Origin of the sequence: Mesorhizobium sp. STM 4661, assembly GCF_000359125.1 — a bacterium.
Lineage (GTDB): Bacteria > Pseudomonadota > Alphaproteobacteria > Rhizobiales > Rhizobiaceae > Mesorhizobium.
In genome coordinates, this window is record NZ_CAAF010000049.1 from 38,894 (window position 1) to 55,105 (window position 16,212).

Sequence of the window (16,212 nt, forward strand, 5' to 3'; positions counted from 1 at the left end):
CTCAGATTTTCAGCGGTGTCAGTTATCGTCTTCGTTGGTGACAGGCGCGGCCTGTCCGACTGTCTTGCGGCGAAGCAGCTTGGTCAGCTTCCAGACCGTCGGGCTGTTCTTGATGAAACTCTTCAGCCGCGCGCCTTGCCGCAGCTCAAGCGCCAGCGCACGGCCCTTCAGCGTCAAGGGAAACAGCACCTCGAAATGCTGCGTCTCGATATCGCACCACAGCCGTTTGTAAGGTTCGTCGCCGACCGAAAAATCATAGATTTCGAAGCCCCTCTCACACGCCTCCTCGATGTTATCGAAGAACAGGAAGTCGCCGGGGCTGGTGTGGGCAAGATCGTCCTCGGCGATCGCTCCGAATTCGCAGATCAGGCGTTTGCCCGAGCGGCTCGACCCGGTGACGGCGCGAAGCTTGCCGGCGACTTCAAGCCCATGCAGCAGGAAGAACGACCTTTCCTCGGCAAGCGCTCCGATGAACAGCGCGCGGAAGAAAGCGCGAACCTCGGGCTCGCCGAAGACATTGGCGACACCCATCTTGCGGAAGCGGAATTCCTTCATCTCGAAGAAGGCGTCGAGCAGCCTGTTCGCTTCCTCCGGAGTTTTGGCCTCGATGCGGCGGTGGCTGCCGACGGCCTCGAACTTGCGCATCTGCGAGCGGTGCTTCTTGCGCCTGCGCTTGCCGATCGCGCGCGACAGCAATGCATCGAAACCTCCCGCCAGATCGGCTGCGAGAGACAGATTTGGGCTCGGAAAATGCGGGAAGGATGCAAGCGGATTGGCAATACCGTCCAGGTCTGGCAGCAGGCGTTCCAACGCGACGAGATCGATGTCCGGCCGCGCCTTGGCAATCGCAGTCAGCACCGATCGGATGGCCTCGCCATGCGCACTGGCCAGCCAATGCGGATCGGCGGCGGCAAAATTGCCGTTGGCATGGCGGCCGCCCACGAAACGGGCAACACGAAACGGTCCGCGGCGGGTGACTTCCAATGCCAGCGCAAAAACCGGCCGATCTCCGGAGCTTAGCGTCGCCATGACAATGTCCGGGCCGGTCTCGGCAGCCCAATTCAGGATCCAGGCCGCGCTCTGGGCCGGCGCGAACACGGCCGAACGGCAGAGTTTGGCATAGGCCGCAAGTGCTGCGCCGTCGGCGGCCGAAACGGACAGGTTGATTTTATCAATTGGCAGTGCACGCGGCGACGCCTCGCTGGCCGCGAGTCGATTGCCGTCAAATGACGCAGTGGCGTCAACCATACCTCAATCCTTGGGGCGTATTCATCGCGTTTTGGGGTACGCGCAGGCGCATTCCGTGCTTGGATGAGCCTAGGCGCAAAAGGTGAATGAATGATCGACGGGGGCGAGGCAATACGGAAACTGGCGCTCAACGTCGCGCGCTATAGTGGCCTTGCCCCGCTGGCGAAGCCGTTTGTCGGCGGCATCGGCGCCATATTGATGCTGCACCGGGTCACCGCCACGCCGGAAAAGCCGAATGGCGTCAACCGGCATCTCAACATAGCGCCCGGGTTTCTAGACGCCGTCGTCGCCGATATGAAAGCGAATGGCTACACCTTCGTCGCCATGGACGAGGCGATCGAGCGCATCAAGGCCGGTGGCAAGGGCGGTCAATTCGCCGCGATCACCGCCGACGACGCCTATCGCGACAACATGACCGAGGCGCTGCCCATGCTGGAAAAGCACGGCGCGCCGATCACCATCTATGTCGCGCCGGGGTTGATCGATGGTGCCGCCGATTTGTGGTGGGAAGTGATCGAGGACATCATCAACGCGCGCGATCGCTTGACGCTGATGACGCCGGACGGCCCGGTGACGATCGACTGCTCGACGCCGGGCAAGAAACTCCAGGCCAATGCGCGTCTGCACGCCCTCCTGACGCTGGAAGTCCGCGAGGAAGACCAGCGCAAGGTGCTGCGCGAGCTGGCCCGGTCGAATGGCATCGCGTTGGAAGGATTGCGCTCGAGCACGCTGATGAACTGGGACGAGATCCGCGCTATCGCCGCGCATCCGTTGGTGACGATCGGCGCGCATACGGTCAACCATCGCAATCTGAAGCGGCTTTCCGAAGCCGATGCGCGGCACGAGGTCGACGACGTCAGGCGCATATTGCAGGCGGAACTCGGCGACGAGCCGCGCCATCTCGCCTATCCCTATGGCTATGCCAGCGCCGTCGGCGGCCGTGAAGTCGGCTTTGCCCGCGACGCCGGCTATGTCTCGGCGGTGACGACGCGCCACGGCGTGCTGCGCGCCGAACATTCAGGCTTCCTGCACGCCTTGCCGCGCATTTCGATCAACGGCCGCTACCAGAGCGTCGCCCATATCCGCACCATGCTGTCGGGCGTGACGACGCCGCTGGCCAATGCCGGCAAGATGGTGGTTACGATCTAGCGCTTCAGGCTTTTGGGCGCGGCTCCAGGATCAGCCATTTGATGATGCCCATTGCCGGCAGCACCCAAAGCAGTCCGCTGAACAGGAAGAAAAGGAAATGGACAAGCGGTCCCGATTCCGACAATTGGGCCACCGCAAAGATCGATGCGACCAAGGCATAGACGATGACCAGCGCCACCAGCAGGAAGGTTCCGATCAGCTTTTTCAGGCGAATGGGCATGGCTCAGCCTCTTTTCAAGCGCCTCGAATAAGCCTTGAGACAGGGACGCGCAACCCGAGACAGGCGGCGCGACGGCGTGCCGCGCCGTCTGGTCTTGCCAGCCGGGTTGCGATGGTTCACCAATCCGCGACTTCAACCTGCCGGGACGAGCCCATGGCTGCCATATTAGCTGCCGCGCCTTACGTGGCCCGCGACCGCGACCTGCACAACCGGGCGCTGCTGCGCGGCTGGCTCTATGTCGTGCTTCTGGCGCTGTTTGCGCTGGTGCTGGTTGGCGGCGCCACCAGGCTCACCGATTCCGGTCTGTCGATCACCGAGTGGCAGCCGATCCATGGCGTCATCCCGCCGCTCAACGACACCGAATGGCAGGAGGAGTTCCAGCGCTACCAGCAGATCCCGCAATATGCCGAACTCAACAAGGGCATGAGCCTCGAAGCGTTCAAATCGATCTTCTGGTGGGAATGGGTGCACCGCATTCTCGCGCGCGGCGTCGGCGTGGTCTTTGCCCTGCCGCTTCTGTACTTCTGGGCGACGCGCCGCATCGAGCGCGGCCTTGGCCCAAAGCTCGTCGGCATTCTTCTGCTCGGTGGCCTGCAGGGTGCGATCGGCTGGTGGATGGTGGCGTCCGGGCTGGTCGACAGGGTCTCCGTCAGCCAGTACCGGCTGGCGACCCATTTGACGCTTGCGGCGCTGATCTTCACCGCGACCATGGTCGTCGCACGTGGATTGGCGCCGCACTCCGAACCCGCGGCTGACCGCTCGACGCAGCGTCTGGCCGGCTTCCTGGTGCTTTTGGCGCTGGTGCAGATCTATCTCGGCGGGCTGGTCGCCGGGCTCGATGCCGGCCTCAGCTACAACACCTGGCCGCTGATGGACGGCAAGCTCATCCCCGGCGATCTGCTCCTCCTCGAACCGGCATGGCGCAACTTTTTCGAGAACCCCAAGACGGTGCAATTCGTCCACCGGCTCGGCGCCTATGCGGTTTTCGTCGTGGCGCTGTGGCACATGATCGCGACGCATCGCCGCCATCCAGGTACGACACATGCCCGCCGTGCCACGCTTCTCTTCCTGCTGGTGCTTGTGCAGGCTTCGATCGGCATCGGCACGCTGCTGATGCAGGTGCCGCTGCACATGGCCCTGACGCATCAAGGTTTCGCGCTTGTCCTGCTGGGCTTTGCCGCAGCGCATTGGCGCGGCACCAAGGGCGCCTATCCACTGCCCAACGAGATAACGGTCAGAGGCTGAGCCGCACTGCCCGGATCGCCGTGGCAATGGACAATTCACGGTTCTCCTCGCTCTCGTTGGCATCTTCATAATGCCATGCGGCCGACAGGCAGCCATAGGCGACGGCGTGTTCGAGAATGGCGCGGGGTGTCTGACCGAGCGTCATGGCGAAGATGTTGGCCATGTGGGCAATCCGCTGCGGATCAAGGCAGAGATCGTCGCGGTCGAGCGGATTGTAGAACATGTTCGCCGCATCGAAGCCGGGATCGCCGAGCACGCCCTTCGGATCGATCGCCAGCCAGCCGCGCGGCCCGCGCATGATGTTGTCGTGGTGCAGGTCGCCATGCAGCGGCCTGACGTCATGCGGCTCGGCCAACAGCCGTTCGGCCGTCGCCGCGGCTTCGACATAGAGACTGGCATGCCCGGCATCGCGGTCGGCCCTGGCCTTGCTGAACAGGCTGGCGAACCGTTCCGCGAGCGGCTGAAGTTCCGGCGGGAAAGGGTAGTTCGACGGCGAAAACAGCTTCGTCATCACCTCGGCGGCGATTGCCGTGGTAGCGTCGTCGCCCTGTTCGGCAAGATCATGCGACAGGAGCCTGTCGCCGGCATATTCGAGGAGCATGCTGTGGCCATCGCGACCAAGCAGTCGCACCGTGCCTTCGCCGCGCCGCCAGGCGAGAAAGTGCTCGCCGCGCAATTCGTCAGCGACGTCGTCGAACGGTTTCAGCGCCTTGACGATCGCCGGCGAACCGTCGGCGCGAACAACCTTCCAGATGCGGCTGGAAAAGGTCTCGGCAATCAGCTCCGCGCCGCCGGCGAGCTTCCAGCGGCGCGGGAAGTTCGGCGTCGGACTCAATGCCCCCGAACTCAATGTTTGAGGCCGAGCATCAAATCCATGTTCTGCACGGCGGCGCCCGAAGCGCCTTTGCCGAGATTGTCATAGACGGCCAGCAGCAGCGCCTGCGCGCGTTTGTCATTGGCGAAGACGTAGACCTTCATCCGGTTGGTGCCGTTATAGGTTTCCGGATCGATCTCGGGCACGCGCTCCAGATGCGCATAAGGCGCCACTTCGACCACGCCGCCCTCTATGCCTGAGAAATGATCGGCGATCGCCGCATGAAGCTCGGCGCCGGTCGGTACACGGTCGAGGCCACCGAGTTGCAGCGGCACCACCGTGATCATGCCTTGCGCGAAATTGCCGACCGCCGGCTGCATGATCGGATCGTGCGAGAGCTTCGCGTAAGTCCTGAGTTCGGGCACATGCTTGTGCTGCAGGGTCAGCCCATAGGGCAGGAATTCAGACGCATCCTCGCCCTTGGCGACATAATCCTCGATCATCGGGCGGCCACCGCCCGAATAGCCCGAAATGCCGTTGACGGTAACCGGAAAATCCGGCGGCAACAGCCCGGCCGTCACCAGTGGCCGCAGCGTCGCGATCGGCCCTTGTGGCCAGCAGCCCGGATTGGCGACGCGCTTCGCCTCGGCGATCTTTTTCGCCTGATCCCTGTCCATTTCGGCGAAACCATACTCCCAGCCCTCGGCGACGCGATGCGCGGTCGAGGCGTCGATGACCTTGGTGGTGTCGTTGGCGATCAGCGAAACGCTCTCTTTCGCCGCGTCGTCCGGCAGGCACAGGATCGCGACATCGGCGGCATTGAGGAATTCAGCGCGTGCCTCCGTTTCCTTGCGGCGCTCGGTCGGGATCGAGATGATCTCCAGGTCGCCCCGCTCGGCAAGCAGCGCCCTGATCTGGAGACCGGTGGTGCCGTGCTCGCCGTCGATGAAGATTTTCGGTTTCATTGCCTGATCAAAATCCCTGATATTTCAAAGCTATATGCCGTGTCCGTGATTCACTGCAACATGATTGCCATTGTTCATCTCTTCGAGCCGGGCCTTTCGTTCCGCCAGGAGCCCGAGATAGTGCATGGCCACCATCGATCCGGCGATTGCCGTTATATCGGCGTGATCATAGGCCGGCGCAACCTCCACGACATCGGCGCCGACGATGTCGACCTGGGTGAGCTGGCGCAGCGCCGACAGGATCTTGGCCGAAGACGGACCGCCGGCGACCGGCGTGCCGGTGCCGGGCGCGAAGGCCGGGTCCAGGCAATCGATGTCGAAGGTGAGGTAGGTCTTCTTGCCTCCGGTGCGGTCGACTATGGCATAGGCGATGTCGGATGCGCGCATCTCCTCCACTTCATGACCGTAGAGGATCTTGATGCCGAACGTGTCGGGCGCGTGGGTGCGGATGCCGATCTGGATCGAGCGGTCGGGGTCGATGATGCCGTCCTTGACCGCGCGGCCGACGAAGGAGCCGTGATCGATGCGCTTGCCGTCGTCGGGCCAGGTGTCCTGGTGGGCGTCGAATTGCACCAGGGCGAGCGGCCCATGGATGGCGGCATGCGCCTTGAGCAGCGGCCAGGTGACGAAATGGTCGCCGCCCAGCGATAGCAGGAAGGCGCCGGATTTCAGGATCCTTGCCGCCTCGCGCTCGATCGTGCCGGGCGTCTTCTGGTGATTGCCGCTGTCGAGCAGGCAATCACCATAGTCGACCACGGCGAGGTGTTCGAACAGGTCGCGCGAAAACGGATATTGCGGATCATTGTCGAGGATGGTCGAGGCGCGGCGGATCGCCTGCGGCCCGAAGCGAGCGCCTGGCCGGTTGGTGACTGCGGCATCGAAGGGAATTCCCCACACCACGGCGTCCGCGCCCTTCACGTCCTTCGTGTATCTGCGTCGCATGAACGACAGCGCGCCGGCATAGGTCGGCTCGAAGGATGCGCCCGTCTTCGAGCGGGCAGTGAAGGCGTGGTCGATGTTTTGGTTCGCCATTACGGATCCTCGGTTTGTCGGGCTGCCACAACTACAGAACCGGCACGCAACACGCCAGTCACAGCTTGGCGAGACGAAATCGCGCCTCGCAAGTGCCCTGGCAAAACAGGATTTGTATCATCATGAGGCAGACCGCTTTTCTCCCATCGGCGTCTCGCTCGGAGAGCTGCTGACGTGGTTTCAGCATGATTCCATTGCAGGGGCGCGACAGGCGCCATGCGCCGCAACCGCACCATGCCGATGCGGGTGCGCTCGTCATCTTTGTGCAGTCGCGCAAAAGCCCATAGCCGGCTTCGTTCACCTGCCTGTCACGCGCATCGCCTAACCGGGTTGCGATCCGGAACGGAGTGATTCTCGATGCGGGCTATTTGGCAAGGCCTTCTGTTTTCCGCCGCGCTGGCCGCCTCCCTTGGCCACGCCGCGGCCGGCGAAACCCGCGCCCGGCAGATCCTCGATCGCTTCGAACACGCCAACCAATGGCGTGACCATGTGATGGTGGCCGCGCATCGCGCCGGCAGCATGCAGGCCGGCAAGACGCTTTACCCGGAAAACTCGCTCGCGGCCGTGGAAGGCTCGATCGCCATGGGCGCCGAGATCGTCGAGGTCGACATCAGGCGCTCGAAGGACGGCGAATTCGTCGTCATGCATGACAGCTGGCTCGACCGCACGACGACCTGCAAGGGCGAGGTGGTCGACTACACGCTGGCGGAACTCAGGAAATGCCGGCTGGTCGTGGAAGGCACCGGCGTCGTATCCGGCGAAACGGCCTCGACGCTGCGCGAGATGCTGATGGCGACCAAGGACCGGATCCTCATCAACCTCGACAACAAGCTCGACGTCCAGGCCCTGCCGAGCATGATCGCGATCGCCCGCGATCTCGGCATGGCCGAGCAGGTGATCGTCAAGGAGAATCTGTGGAATGCGGACAGGATCGCCACGGTCAAGGCGGCCATGGATGCGATCGGCGGCGGCTTCCAGTTCATGCCGATCGTCGCCGACGACGCCGTGCGCGACGCTCGCTTCGCCGAAACGGTCAGCCGGGCCTTTTCAGCGCGCGCGATTGAGCTGATCAACTGGCGGGCGGGCAGCGAGACGCTGACCGAGACCGGCGGTCCGCTGTTCAGCCCGCGCATGCGCGCGGTGGCGGTGAGGGGCGACTGGCACATCTGGGCCAATACTTACGCCATCGTCAACAAGCCGGGCGGCTTCCTTGCCGGCGGTCGCGGCGACGAGCTGGCGGTGCTGGCCAGCCTGCCCGCCGAGACCTGGGGTTTCTGGGCCGAGCGCGGCGCCACCATCATCCAGACCGACGAGCCGAAGGCCGCGATCGACTGGCTGGCCGCCAATGGCTACCGCATACCCTATACCGACGAGGCGCGGCCGGCTGAGCCGGCGAATACGGCAAGCATCAACTAGACGTGGGCGCTTCACCCCCACCCGACGCTTCGCGCCGACCTCCCCATCGAGGGGAGGTAGGGTGTCGCGCCTTACATTCAGACCATCGTTGCGTCACCCGGCCGGCCTTTGCAGTTTGCTCGGCGAGCGGGAACTGCCGCGACCTCCTACCTCCCCTTGATGGGGAGGTCGCGCCGCAGGCGCGGGTGGGGTGACAGCCGAGCACCCAAAGGTCGCCCGAAGGCGCCCCTTCGCTCATCAAGCTGCATCGCGTTTCGTCCGCCCCTCAGGCGGCCATAGCCACACCATCCAACTCCTTGACGACATCCTCCGACAGTTCGAGTTCGCCTGCCGCAAGGTTTTCCCTGAGATGCGCGACAGACGAGGTGCCCGGTATCAGCAGGATGTTGGGCGCACGCTGCAGCAGCCAGGCGAGCGCGACCTGCATGGGCGTGGCGCCAAGACGCGCCGCGACACCGGACAAGGTCGACGACTGCAACGGGTTGAAGCCGCCAAGCGGAAAGAACGGCACATAGGCGATGCCGTCGCGGGCTAGCTCGTCGATCAGTTGGTCGTCATCCCTGTGCGCCAGATTGTACTGGTTCTGGACGCAGACGATGTCGCATATGCGGCGGCCTTCCGCGATCTGCGCGCGGGTTACGTTGCTCAGCCCGATGTGGCGCACCAGGCCCTGCCGCTGGAGTTCGGCCAGCACGGTGAGCGGCGCCTCGATCGACCCTTCGGCGGGGCCGTGCGTGTCGAACATGATCCGCAGGTTGACCACCTCCAGCACGTCGAGCCCGAGATTGCGCAGATTATCGTGCACCGCCTCGGTCAGCGCTTCCGGCGAGAAGGCCGGCAGCCATGATCCATCGGCACCGCGACGGGCGCCGATCTTGGTGACGATGACGAGGTCGTCGGAATAGGGTGCGAGCGCCTCGCGGATCACCTGGTTGGTGACATGCGGGCCGTAGAAGTCGCTGGTGTCGATGTGGTTCACGCCGGATGACACGGCCTCGCGCAGCACGGCCAGGGCCGCGTCATGATCCTTGGGCGGGCCGAAAACGCCAGGCCCGGCGAGCTGCATGGCGCCATAGCCGAGCCGCTTCACGGAGCGGTCGCCGAGAGTGAATGTGCCTGACTTGTCGATGCTGGACATGGTCTGTCTCCTTTGAATGATGACACACAGATAGGCGTTGTCCGATCCTGCGATAACTGGGTACAATCGGCACAGGCTGTGCGGAGTAGCGAACAGTGAAGGTCGATCTGGGTGATCTGAACGCCTTCGTGGCGGTGGCGCGCGCCAAGGGCTTTCGCGATGGCGCGCGCGCCAGCGGCAGCAGCGCGTCTGGCTTGAGCGAGGCGGTGCGCCGTCTTGAGGCGCAGCTCGGCGTCAGGCTGCTCAACCGAACGACGCGCAGCGTCGTCTTGACCGAAGCCGGTCATGGCTTGCTGGAGCGGCTCGGCCCGGCGTTGACCGAGGTGGAGTCGGCCCTCGACGTGGTGAATGGCTTTCGCGATCGGGCGGCGGGCTCACTGCGCCTGAACGTCCCGGTCAGCGCGGCGCGGCTGGTGCTGCCCCACATCGTTCCACCGTTCCTCGCCGCCTATCCCGGCATCCGGCTGGAGGTGATCGCCGAGGAGAGCTTCGTTGACGTATTGGCGGCCGGCTGCGACGCCGGCATCCGCTACGAGGAGCGGCTGGAGCAGGACATGATCGCGGTGCCGATCGGGCCTCGCGTCCAGCGCTTCGCCGCCGCTGCTTCTCCGGCTTACCTTGATCGCCATGGTCGGCCCGAACACCCTCGCGATCTGCTGGAGCATGCCTGTCTGCGTGGCCGCTTTCCCAGCGGTGCGATAACGCCGTGGGAGTTCGAGCGCGACGGCGAGGTGGTGCGCGTCGATCCGACGGGACCGCTTCTCGTGACCCTGGGCGGAGGAGCGGATCTCGCCGTTGATGCAGCCATCGCCGGCGTTGGCATCGTGAAGCTGTTCGAGGACTGGCTGCGCCCGTATCTTGATAGCGGCGCCCTCGAACCCGTCCTCGAACCGTGGTGGCAGCACTTCTCGGGGCCGTTCCTCTACTACCCCGGGCGGCGCCTCGTGCCCGCACCGCTGCGGGCGTTCGTCGACTTCATCAAGGCATGGACTTACCAACCTTGACGTCTGCCGTCAGGCGCGCGAACCCACCTACATGGCAAAGCGGCCAGAATTGGTGGTGTGGCGGTTCGGCGCGAAGCGCCGGGTGGGGTGACAGTCAGCCGCCATTCGCAAGAAAGGCCGCCCGGGGCGGCCTTTCGATCGTCTGACGAAGCGTAGCGTTTAGCGCTTGGAAAACTGGAACGAGCGGCGGGCCTTCGCCTTGCCGTACTTCTTGCGCTCGACGACGCGGCTGTCGCGGGTCAGGAAGCCGCCCTTCTTGAGCACGGCGCGCAGCGTCGGCTCGTAGTAGGTCAGCGCCTTCGAGATGCCGTGGCGCACGGCGCCGGCCTGGCCGGAGAGGCCGCCGCCGATGACGGTGGCGACGATGTCGTACTGGCCGGCGCGGTTGGCGGCGATGATCGGCTGGTTGAGGATCATTTGCAGGACCGGGCGCGCGAAATATTCCGCGAACACCTTGTCGTTGACGACGATCTTGCCGGAGCCGGGCTTCACCCAGACGCGCGCGATGGCGTTCTTGCGCTTGCCGGTGGCATAGGCGCGGCCCGACTTGTCGAGCTTCTGGACATGGACGGGTGCCGCGGCTTGCGTATTGGTGTTGCCGGTGGCAGTTCCGAGTTCTGCGAGCGAGGAAAGCTCAGCCATCTTACGAAGCCTTCTTGTTCTTGGCGTTCAGCTTGGCCACGTCGAGGGTGACGGGCTGCTGGGCGACATGCGGATGTTCCGTGCCTGCATAGACGCGGAGGTTCTTCATCTGGCGACGGCCGAGCGGGCCGCGCGGGATCATGCGTTCGACGGCCTTCTCGACGACACGCTCGGGGAAACGGCCCTCGAGCAGCTGGCGCGCGGTGCGCTCCTTGACGCCGCCGGGATGGCCGGTGTGCCAGTAATAGACCTTGTCGGTGAACTTCTTGCCGGTGAACACCACCTTGTCGGCATTCACGACGATGACATTGTCGCCGTCGTCGACATGTGGGGTGAAGGTGGGCTTGTGCTTACCGCGAAGATGGTTGGCGATGACAGTGGCGAGGCGGCCGACGACGAGACCCTCGGCGTCGATCAGCACCCACTTCTTCACCACATCCGCAGGCTTCTGCGAAAAGGTTGTCATGGATTTCTGCTTTCGGTTCGGACCTTCCCATTTTCAAACATAGGAGAAGGGCGTTTCTTGTTGCTTGGATTGGCAATGAGCGCTAGCCCGCCGCCAATAACAAAACGGCGGCCTTTGCGGGCCGCTGCTTCGTGAGGGCTTATAGGAGAGGGCGGTGGTTGCGTCAAGGCACTTGAAAAGCGCATTGGCAAGAAAAGTTAAGCAAAAACAATCGGTTGATAAAAAGGTATTATTTTACCACACCAAAATGATACGACGTGGCTACAAAGCCCTTTCGAGTTTAATGCTTGGCCTCGATTTCCTTGCGAGCCGCACTGGAGAGGAATGCAGATCGCGTTATGCCACGTTCGCGCGCTACGGCATCGATTGCTCGCAAAACACCGCGCTCGAAGGTCACGTTGGCCCTGACGACGGCGCTGTCATTGTCGATGAGCGGCACCGAGACCAGATAGCCGCCTTCAGCAAGCGCACTGCGGATATCGGGAAGCGCAAGGATCGCTTCATGGCTCGACGGTTCGGGAACGGGCATGTCTTCCGCCCACAATTGCAGTGCTTCAACCGCATTCGGTACGATATCTTCCGCTTCGTCCGCAGCCGAAAAGCAGCCGGGAATATCCGGGAAGCGGATGCCGAAGGCACTGTCGGGATCTTTGTCGACCAAGGCGAAATAATTCTTCATTGCATGTCTCTTCGAACGTTTCAGATCGCTCTTATCCAGCCGGCCTGCTTGGCGATTGCGCGAGCGGTGCCGGCTGGCAGATCCTTCTCAGGATGGGGGACAATCAACACGATCGTACCTTTGCGGAATTTGTGATGCGAGCCGCGCACGGAAATCAGCTCGAAACCTTCATCCTTGAGGCGCTTCACGATCTTGCGGCACCTATGCGCATATATATACACATCGAACGAAAAAATACAATTGTCAGGACGACGTCCGTTTCGGCGGGATCGAATAGGTTCCCGTGGCATGCGCCACCGTATGTCCATCCGGCCCGGCGACGATATCGATGTCGAACACCATCAGGCTCTTGCCCAGCTTCAGGATGCGGCAATGGCCGTCGATCGGCCCGGCTTCGGCCTTGCGGACGAAATTGATGTTGAGGTTGATGGTGACCGAAAGCGCGTCCGGCCCGGCATGCGAAAGCACGCAGACATAGCCGCCAATGTCGGCAAGCGTGAACAGTGATGGGCCGGACACAGTGCCGCCGGGGCGCAGATGCCGCGCGCCGGCGTTGAGCCGCACCGTGCAGCCGCCGGGAAACACATCCAGCGCCTCGTAGAAGGTGAACTGATCGTTGATCTGGGGATAGATGGTTGCCATCAGCGCATTGACTTCCGCCGCCGTCAGCACCGGTTCGAGATTGTCTTGGGCGGACATAAGCGGTTTCCTATATGGAGGCGGTACGGGCTCAGGGTGGGGCGCCTGGGCCAATTGTCGGGTTTGAGAAAACACGTCTCGTGGCTGTTCTTCAATCGGCAGCGTGCTAGTTCTTTTGTTCCATGGCCCGCGAATCCGATGCCGCCGGCCGATGAAGAGGTTGGAGAACATGGCCGAAATCGTCGCCATCAAGCCGGCCGAAGGCCCGGTTGCCACCAGGCTGGATAGGAGTGTGCTCCGCCTGACGCTCGCCAGTCCGCCGGCCAATGCCTTGTCGCTGGCGGTGATGGCGGCGCTGACAGCCGAGCTGGACCGCGCGAAGGCTGACAAGTCGGTTCGCGTCATCATCCTGGCGGCCGCCGGAAAAGTGTTCTGCGCCGGCCACGACCTCAAGGAAATAACTTCGCGCCGCGCTGACGCGGACAAGGGCAAGGCATTCTTCGAACAGACATTTTCCGCTTGCGCGGCACTGATGCAGGCGATCGTGCATCACCCCAGGCCTGTGATCGCCGAGGTCGATGGCCTGGCCACCGCGGCCGGCCTGCAACTGGTCGCGAGCTGCGACCTGGCGATCGCTTCGCACGAGGCGACCTTCTGCACGCCGGGCGTCAATATCGGCCTGTTCTGCTCGACGCCAATGGTGGCGCTGTCGCGCAACGTCTCGCGCAAGCACGCCATGGAAATGCTTCTGACCGGCGAGACGATCGATGCGGCGACGGCCAAGGAATTCGGCCTCGTCAACCGCGTCGTGCCACGCGAATACCTGAATCAGATCGTCACCAAATACGCGCAAACCATTGCTTCCAAATCATCCTTGGTGGTCAAGACCGGCAAGGAGGCGTTTTATGCGCAGGCCGAGATGGGGCTCGCCGACGCCTACGCCTATACCGGCCGCGTCATGGTCGAGAACATGCTGGCGCGCGACGCCGAGGAAGGCATCGGCGCCTTCATCGGCAAACGCAAGCCGGAGTGGTCGGACGAGTAGGGTGGATGGACGAGTAGTCATGGAACCGCGCATCTCGATCATCACCATCGCCACCGACGATCTCGACCGCGCCGTGCGCTTCTATGAGGGGATGGGCCTGAAGCGCCATGCCGGGATCACCGACGGCGTTGCCTTCTTCCAGATGGGCGGCGTCATTCTTGGGCTGTTTCCGCGTGCAAGCGCCGAGGAGGATTCCGGCGTCACCTTCGGCAAGGGCATTTCGGCGGTCTATCTCGCCTACAACACCCGCTCCGACGCCGAGGTCGACGAAGTGCTCGCGGCGGCCGAGAAGGCCGGCGGCCGTATCGTCAAGCCGGCCGGCCGCGCCTTCTGGGGCGGCTGGTACGGCTATTTCGCCGATGCCGACGGGCATGTCTGGGAAGTGGCGCACAATCCGGCTTTCCAGATCGCGGAAGACGGAACGATCTCGCTGCCGGACTGATCGCTGCCGCATGGCTCCTCGCAAGCAATTGACGCGACTGAAGGCGCCCTATCTCAAGCGCATCCTGCTGGAGCCGTCGCGGGTCTCCGACTGGGAAAAATACCCCTGGAGCCTGCCGATCTTCCGCAGCCAGGAATTCCAGCTCGAATTCACCACGCCGATCACCATCATCGTCGGCGAGAATGGCACCGGAAAATCGACGCTGCTCGAGGCGATCGGCGCGCTCGCCGGTTACGACGAGGCCGGCGGCGGCAAGGGTTACATGCCGGTCGATCATTCGAACGCCATCGACAAGAGCGGCGCGGCGCTTGCCGGCACGCTGCGCGGCCACTGGCTGCCTAAGGTCACCGCCGGCTGGTTCTTCCGCGCCGAATCCTTTTACTCGGTGGCCCGCTATCTCGACCAAGCCGCGCTGGACGCGGGTGAAGCGCCGCCCGATTTCCTGTCCTGGTCGCATGGCGAGGGTTTTATTCGCTTCTTCGAGGAACGCTGCCGGCGGCAAGGCATCTACATCCTCGACGAGCCCGAAAGCGCGCTTTCGCCGACGCGCCAGATCGAACTGCTCAAGATGTTAAGGCGGATGGACCAATCGGGCATCGCGCAAGTGATCATGGCGACACATTCGCCGCTGCTGATGGCTTGTCCCGGCGCGCGGCTGTTCCGCATCAGCCGCTTCGGCCTCGATCCGACCGATTTCAGCGATACCGATCATTTTCGGATGCTGCGCGACTTCTGCATCGACCCCGAGGCGTTTATGGAGGAAGCGCTGAGGGAAGATGACGAATGACGGCGCGCGACGATGATCTCAACTGGCGAATGGAAGAGGCTTGCCGCGAAGCCTGGCCGGCGACTGCCGAGACTGTCGTCGATGGCTGGCTTCTCAGGCGCTCCGGCGGCAGGATCCGGCGCGCGAATTCCGCCAACCCCTTGCGTGGCAATAGGGGCGCGCCTGACGCGGTGCTCGACGCCGCTGAAACCTTCTACATCGGCCACGGCCAGACGCCATTGTTTAGGGTTCCCGACATCGCCGGTGAGTTGGAGACCGCGCTCGACCGTCGCGGTTACGATTGGGAAGGCGGGACGATCCATCTCCATGCCGGGATAGACGAACTGGCGGGAGGCCGTGACGGCCAGGCCGCGGTTTCACCGACGCCGGGCGAGGACTGGTTCGCGGCACGGTTCCGCATGGGCACCTATGACGATACCGAGCGCCGCGTCTTTCGCGACATGACGGGCCTGATATCAGGCGACAGGGCGTTCGTGTCGTGCGAACACGACAATGAAATTGCCGCCCTGGCCTATGGCGTCATCCGCAATGGGCTGCTTGTCGTGGAATCTGTTGAAACAGATAGCAGGTTCAGGCAGCAAGGGCTGGGCCGCAGGACGGTCGGCGGCCTGATCGACTGGGCGCGGCGGGCAGGCGCGTCGGCGGCGTGCCTGCAGGTGGTTGCCGACAACACGCCGGCCCGCGCGCTCTATGCCTCGCTCGGTTTCAGCCGCGAACTCTATCGATATCACTACCGCAGGAAGGCGATTGCCGCATGAACCACGATGCCTACGACAATGCCTACATCGCCGGCATCCTCAATTCGGTGAAGACCATCGCCATGGTCGGCGCGTCGGCCAATGATGTGCGGCCGAGCTATTTCGTATTGAAATACCTGCTGGCAAAGGGCTTTTCGGTGTTCCCGATCAACCCGGGACAGGCCGGCAAGGAAATCCTCGGCCGAACCGTCTATGCCAGGCTCGCCGATCTCCCTGAGCCTGTCGACATGGTCGACATCTTTCGCGGCACGGCGGCCGTGCCTGGCGTCGTCGACGAGGTTTTGCTACTCGATCCCTTGCCGAAAGTCGTCTGGATGCAGCTCGGCGTGCGCCATGACGAGGCGGCCGCGCGCGCCGAAGCCGCCGGCATCAAGGTGGTGATGAACCGCTGCCCGAAGATCGAATATGGCAAGCTGTCGGGCGAGATCGGCTGGACCGGCGTCAACTCCGGCGTGCTGTCGTCGAAGAAGCCGCTGATGCGGCCGGGATTCCAGAGTTTCGGCGTTCGCCAGAAGTAAGTAGT

20 protein-coding genes are annotated in these 16,212 nt (G+C 63.4%); 9 read left to right on the top strand and 11 right to left on the bottom strand.

The window, feature by feature from the left end; translation table 11 throughout:
* Positions 1-18: 18 nt before the first annotated feature.
* Positions 19-1,248: a GNAT family N-acetyltransferase gene (locus MESS4_RS15915; RefSeq protein ID WP_006332666.1), complete on the bottom strand. Its 1,230-nt coding sequence runs from the start codon at positions 1,246-1,248 to the stop codon at positions 19-21.
* Positions 1,249-1,338: 90 nt separating this feature from the next.
* On the opposite strand from MESS4_RS15915, the gene MESS4_RS15920 reads away from it, so the two are divergent.
* Positions 1,339-2,397, top strand: coding sequence for a polysaccharide deacetylase family protein (locus MESS4_RS15920; protein WP_006332674.1), 1,059 nt, complete (start codon positions 1,339-1,341; stop codon positions 2,395-2,397).
* A gap of 4 nt (positions 2,398-2,401) precedes the next feature.
* Here the strand turns inward: MESS4_RS15920 and MESS4_RS15925 are convergent, their stop codons facing one another.
* Positions 2,402-2,617, bottom strand: coding sequence for a DUF2842 domain-containing protein (locus MESS4_RS15925; RefSeq protein ID WP_006332675.1), 216 nt, complete (start codon positions 2,615-2,617; stop codon positions 2,402-2,404).
* Between the two features lie 153 nt (positions 2,618-2,770).
* On the opposite strand from MESS4_RS15925, the gene MESS4_RS15930 reads away from it, so the two are divergent.
* A complete protein-coding gene (locus MESS4_RS15930) occupies positions 2,771-3,862 on the top strand; it encodes a COX15/CtaA family protein (RefSeq protein ID WP_006332676.1) in 1,092 nt (363 codons plus the stop codon).
* On the opposite strand, the gene MESS4_RS15935 is transcribed toward MESS4_RS15930, so the two are convergent.
* The 3 genes from MESS4_RS15935 to speB are packed head-to-tail and all read right to left on the bottom strand — an operon-like array spanning position 3,852 to position 6,673.
* On the bottom strand, positions 3,852-4,697 hold the full coding sequence (locus MESS4_RS15935; protein ID WP_006332677.1) for an aminoglycoside phosphotransferase family protein: 846 nt from the start codon (positions 4,695-4,697) through the stop codon (positions 3,852-3,854). The two genes, MESS4_RS15930 and MESS4_RS15935, sit on opposite strands and share 11 nt — an antisense overlap.
* A gap of 11 nt (positions 4,698-4,708) precedes the next feature.
* The gene (argC, locus tag MESS4_RS15940; RefSeq protein ID WP_006332678.1) at positions 4,709-5,641 is read right to left on the bottom strand and encodes an N-acetyl-gamma-glutamyl-phosphate reductase; all 933 of its coding nucleotides are present in this window, start codon (positions 5,639-5,641) and stop codon (positions 4,709-4,711) included.
* A 30-nt stretch (positions 5,642-5,671) separates the two neighbouring features.
* Positions 5,672-6,673, bottom strand: coding sequence for an agmatinase (gene speB / locus MESS4_RS15945; RefSeq protein WP_006332679.1), 1,002 nt, complete (start codon positions 6,671-6,673; stop codon positions 5,672-5,674).
* A gap of 357 nt (positions 6,674-7,030) precedes the next feature.
* Between speB and MESS4_RS15950 the strand changes: the two genes are divergently transcribed.
* Positions 7,031-8,089: a glycerophosphodiester phosphodiesterase family protein gene (locus MESS4_RS15950; protein ID WP_006332685.1), complete on the top strand. Its 1,059-nt coding sequence runs from the start codon at positions 7,031-7,033 to the stop codon at positions 8,087-8,089.
* Positions 8,090-8,354: 265 nt separating this feature from the next.
* Here the strand turns inward: MESS4_RS15950 and MESS4_RS15955 are convergent, their stop codons facing one another.
* Positions 8,355-9,227, bottom strand: coding sequence for an aldo/keto reductase family oxidoreductase (locus MESS4_RS15955; RefSeq protein ID WP_006332687.1), 873 nt, complete (start codon positions 9,225-9,227; stop codon positions 8,355-8,357).
* A gap of 95 nt (positions 9,228-9,322) precedes the next feature.
* Here MESS4_RS15955 and MESS4_RS15960 point away from each other — a divergent pair, with 95 nt between their 5' ends.
* Positions 9,323-10,231 carry a LysR family transcriptional regulator gene (locus MESS4_RS15960; protein ID WP_006332689.1) on the top strand — a complete coding sequence of 303 codons (909 nt, stop codon included), beginning with the start codon at positions 9,323-9,325 and terminating at the stop codon, positions 10,229-10,231.
* Positions 10,232-10,390: 159 nt separating this feature from the next.
* Here MESS4_RS15960 and rpsI read toward each other — a convergent pair whose 3' ends face one another.
* The 5 genes from rpsI to MESS4_RS15985 form a co-directional block, all read right to left on the bottom strand.
* Positions 10,391-10,873: a 30S ribosomal protein S9 gene (gene rpsI, locus MESS4_RS15965; protein WP_006332691.1), complete on the bottom strand. Its 483-nt coding sequence runs from the start codon at positions 10,871-10,873 to the stop codon at positions 10,391-10,393.
* Position 10,874: 1 nt separating this feature from the next.
* Entirely contained in the window at positions 10,875-11,339 is a 465-nt protein-coding gene (rplM, locus tag MESS4_RS15970) for a 50S ribosomal protein L13 (protein WP_006332693.1), read from the bottom strand.
* Positions 11,340-11,619: 280 nt separating this feature from the next.
* A complete protein-coding gene (locus MESS4_RS15975; RefSeq protein WP_006332697.1) occupies positions 11,620-12,018 on the bottom strand; it encodes a type II toxin-antitoxin system HicB family antitoxin in 399 nt (132 codons plus the stop codon).
* 20 nt (positions 12,019-12,038) lie between these two features.
* Positions 12,039-12,206: a type II toxin-antitoxin system HicA family toxin gene (locus MESS4_RS34555; RefSeq protein ID WP_244441142.1), complete on the bottom strand. Its 168-nt coding sequence runs from the start codon at positions 12,204-12,206 to the stop codon at positions 12,039-12,041.
* Between the two features lie 55 nt (positions 12,207-12,261).
* Entirely contained in the window at positions 12,262-12,717 is a 456-nt protein-coding gene (locus tag MESS4_RS15985; RefSeq protein WP_006332701.1) for a PaaI family thioesterase, read from the bottom strand.
* A gap of 169 nt (positions 12,718-12,886) precedes the next feature.
* Between MESS4_RS15985 and MESS4_RS15990 the strand changes: the two genes are divergently transcribed.
* From MESS4_RS15990 to MESS4_RS16010, 5 genes are read left to right on the top strand one after another with little or no spacing between them, the layout of a single operon-like run.
* Entirely contained in the window at positions 12,887-13,702 is an 816-nt protein-coding gene (locus MESS4_RS15990) for an enoyl-CoA hydratase (RefSeq protein ID WP_006332703.1), read from the top strand.
* A 19-nt stretch (positions 13,703-13,721) separates the two neighbouring features.
* On the top strand, positions 13,722-14,144 hold the full coding sequence (locus tag MESS4_RS15995; protein WP_006332704.1) for a VOC family protein: 423 nt from the start codon (positions 13,722-13,724) through the stop codon (positions 14,142-14,144).
* A 10-nt stretch (positions 14,145-14,154) separates the two neighbouring features.
* Positions 14,155-14,931, top strand: coding sequence for an AAA family ATPase (locus MESS4_RS16000; RefSeq protein ID WP_006332705.1), 777 nt, complete (start codon positions 14,155-14,157; stop codon positions 14,929-14,931).
* A complete protein-coding gene (locus MESS4_RS16005; RefSeq protein WP_006332706.1) occupies positions 14,928-15,689 on the top strand; it encodes a GNAT family N-acetyltransferase in 762 nt (253 codons plus the stop codon). The genes MESS4_RS16000 and MESS4_RS16005 overlap by 4 nt, the downstream gene beginning before the upstream one ends.
* The gene (locus tag MESS4_RS16010; RefSeq protein ID WP_006332707.1) at positions 15,686-16,207 is read left to right on the top strand and encodes a CoA-binding protein; all 522 of its coding nucleotides are present in this window, start codon (positions 15,686-15,688) and stop codon (positions 16,205-16,207) included. The genes MESS4_RS16005 and MESS4_RS16010 overlap by 4 nt, the downstream gene beginning before the upstream one ends.
* Positions 16,208-16,212 lie beyond the last annotated feature (5 nt).

Coding starts and splice junctions, on each gene's coding strand:
- MESS4_RS16000 (WP_006332705.1), top strand. CDS start 14,155: ATGGCTCCTCGCAAGCAATTGACGCGACTGAAGGCGCCCTATCTCAAG.
- MESS4_RS15920 (WP_006332674.1), top strand. CDS start 1,339: ATGATCGACGGGGGCGAGGCAATACGGAAACTGGCGCTCAACGTCGCG.
- speB (WP_006332679.1), bottom strand. CDS start 6,673: ATGGCGAACCAAAACATCGACCACGCCTTCACTGCCCGCTCGAAGACG.
- MESS4_RS15985 (WP_006332701.1), bottom strand. CDS start 12,717: ATGTCCGCCCAAGACAATCTCGAACCGGTGCTGACGGCGGCGGAAGTC.
- MESS4_RS15950 (WP_006332685.1), top strand. CDS start 7,031: ATGCGGGCTATTTGGCAAGGCCTTCTGTTTTCCGCCGCGCTGGCCGCC.
- MESS4_RS15955 (WP_006332687.1), bottom strand. CDS start 9,227: ATGTCCAGCATCGACAAGTCAGGCACATTCACTCTCGGCGACCGCTCC.
- MESS4_RS15915 (WP_006332666.1), bottom strand. CDS start 1,248: ATGGTTGACGCCACTGCGTCATTTGACGGCAATCGACTCGCGGCCAGC.
- MESS4_RS15975 (WP_006332697.1), bottom strand. CDS start 12,018: ATGAAGAATTATTTCGCCTTGGTCGACAAAGATCCCGACAGTGCCTTC.
- MESS4_RS15990 (WP_006332703.1), top strand. CDS start 12,887: ATGGCCGAAATCGTCGCCATCAAGCCGGCCGAAGGCCCGGTTGCCACC.
- MESS4_RS15930 (WP_006332676.1), top strand. CDS start 2,771: ATGGCTGCCATATTAGCTGCCGCGCCTTACGTGGCCCGCGACCGCGAC.
- rplM (WP_006332693.1), bottom strand. CDS start 11,339: ATGACAACCTTTTCGCAGAAGCCTGCGGATGTGGTGAAGAAGTGGGTG.
- MESS4_RS15925 (WP_006332675.1), bottom strand. CDS start 2,617: ATGCCCATTCGCCTGAAAAAGCTGATCGGAACCTTCCTGCTGGTGGCG.
- rpsI (WP_006332691.1), bottom strand. CDS start 10,873: ATGGCTGAGCTTTCCTCGCTCGCAGAACTCGGAACTGCCACCGGCAAC.
- MESS4_RS15995 (WP_006332704.1), top strand. CDS start 13,722: ATGGAACCGCGCATCTCGATCATCACCATCGCCACCGACGATCTCGAC.
- MESS4_RS16010 (WP_006332707.1), top strand. CDS start 15,686: ATGAACCACGATGCCTACGACAATGCCTACATCGCCGGCATCCTCAAT.
- MESS4_RS16005 (WP_006332706.1), top strand. CDS start 14,928: ATGACGGCGCGCGACGATGATCTCAACTGGCGAATGGAAGAGGCTTGC.
- argC (WP_006332678.1), bottom strand. CDS start 5,641: ATGAAACCGAAAATCTTCATCGACGGCGAGCACGGCACCACCGGTCTC.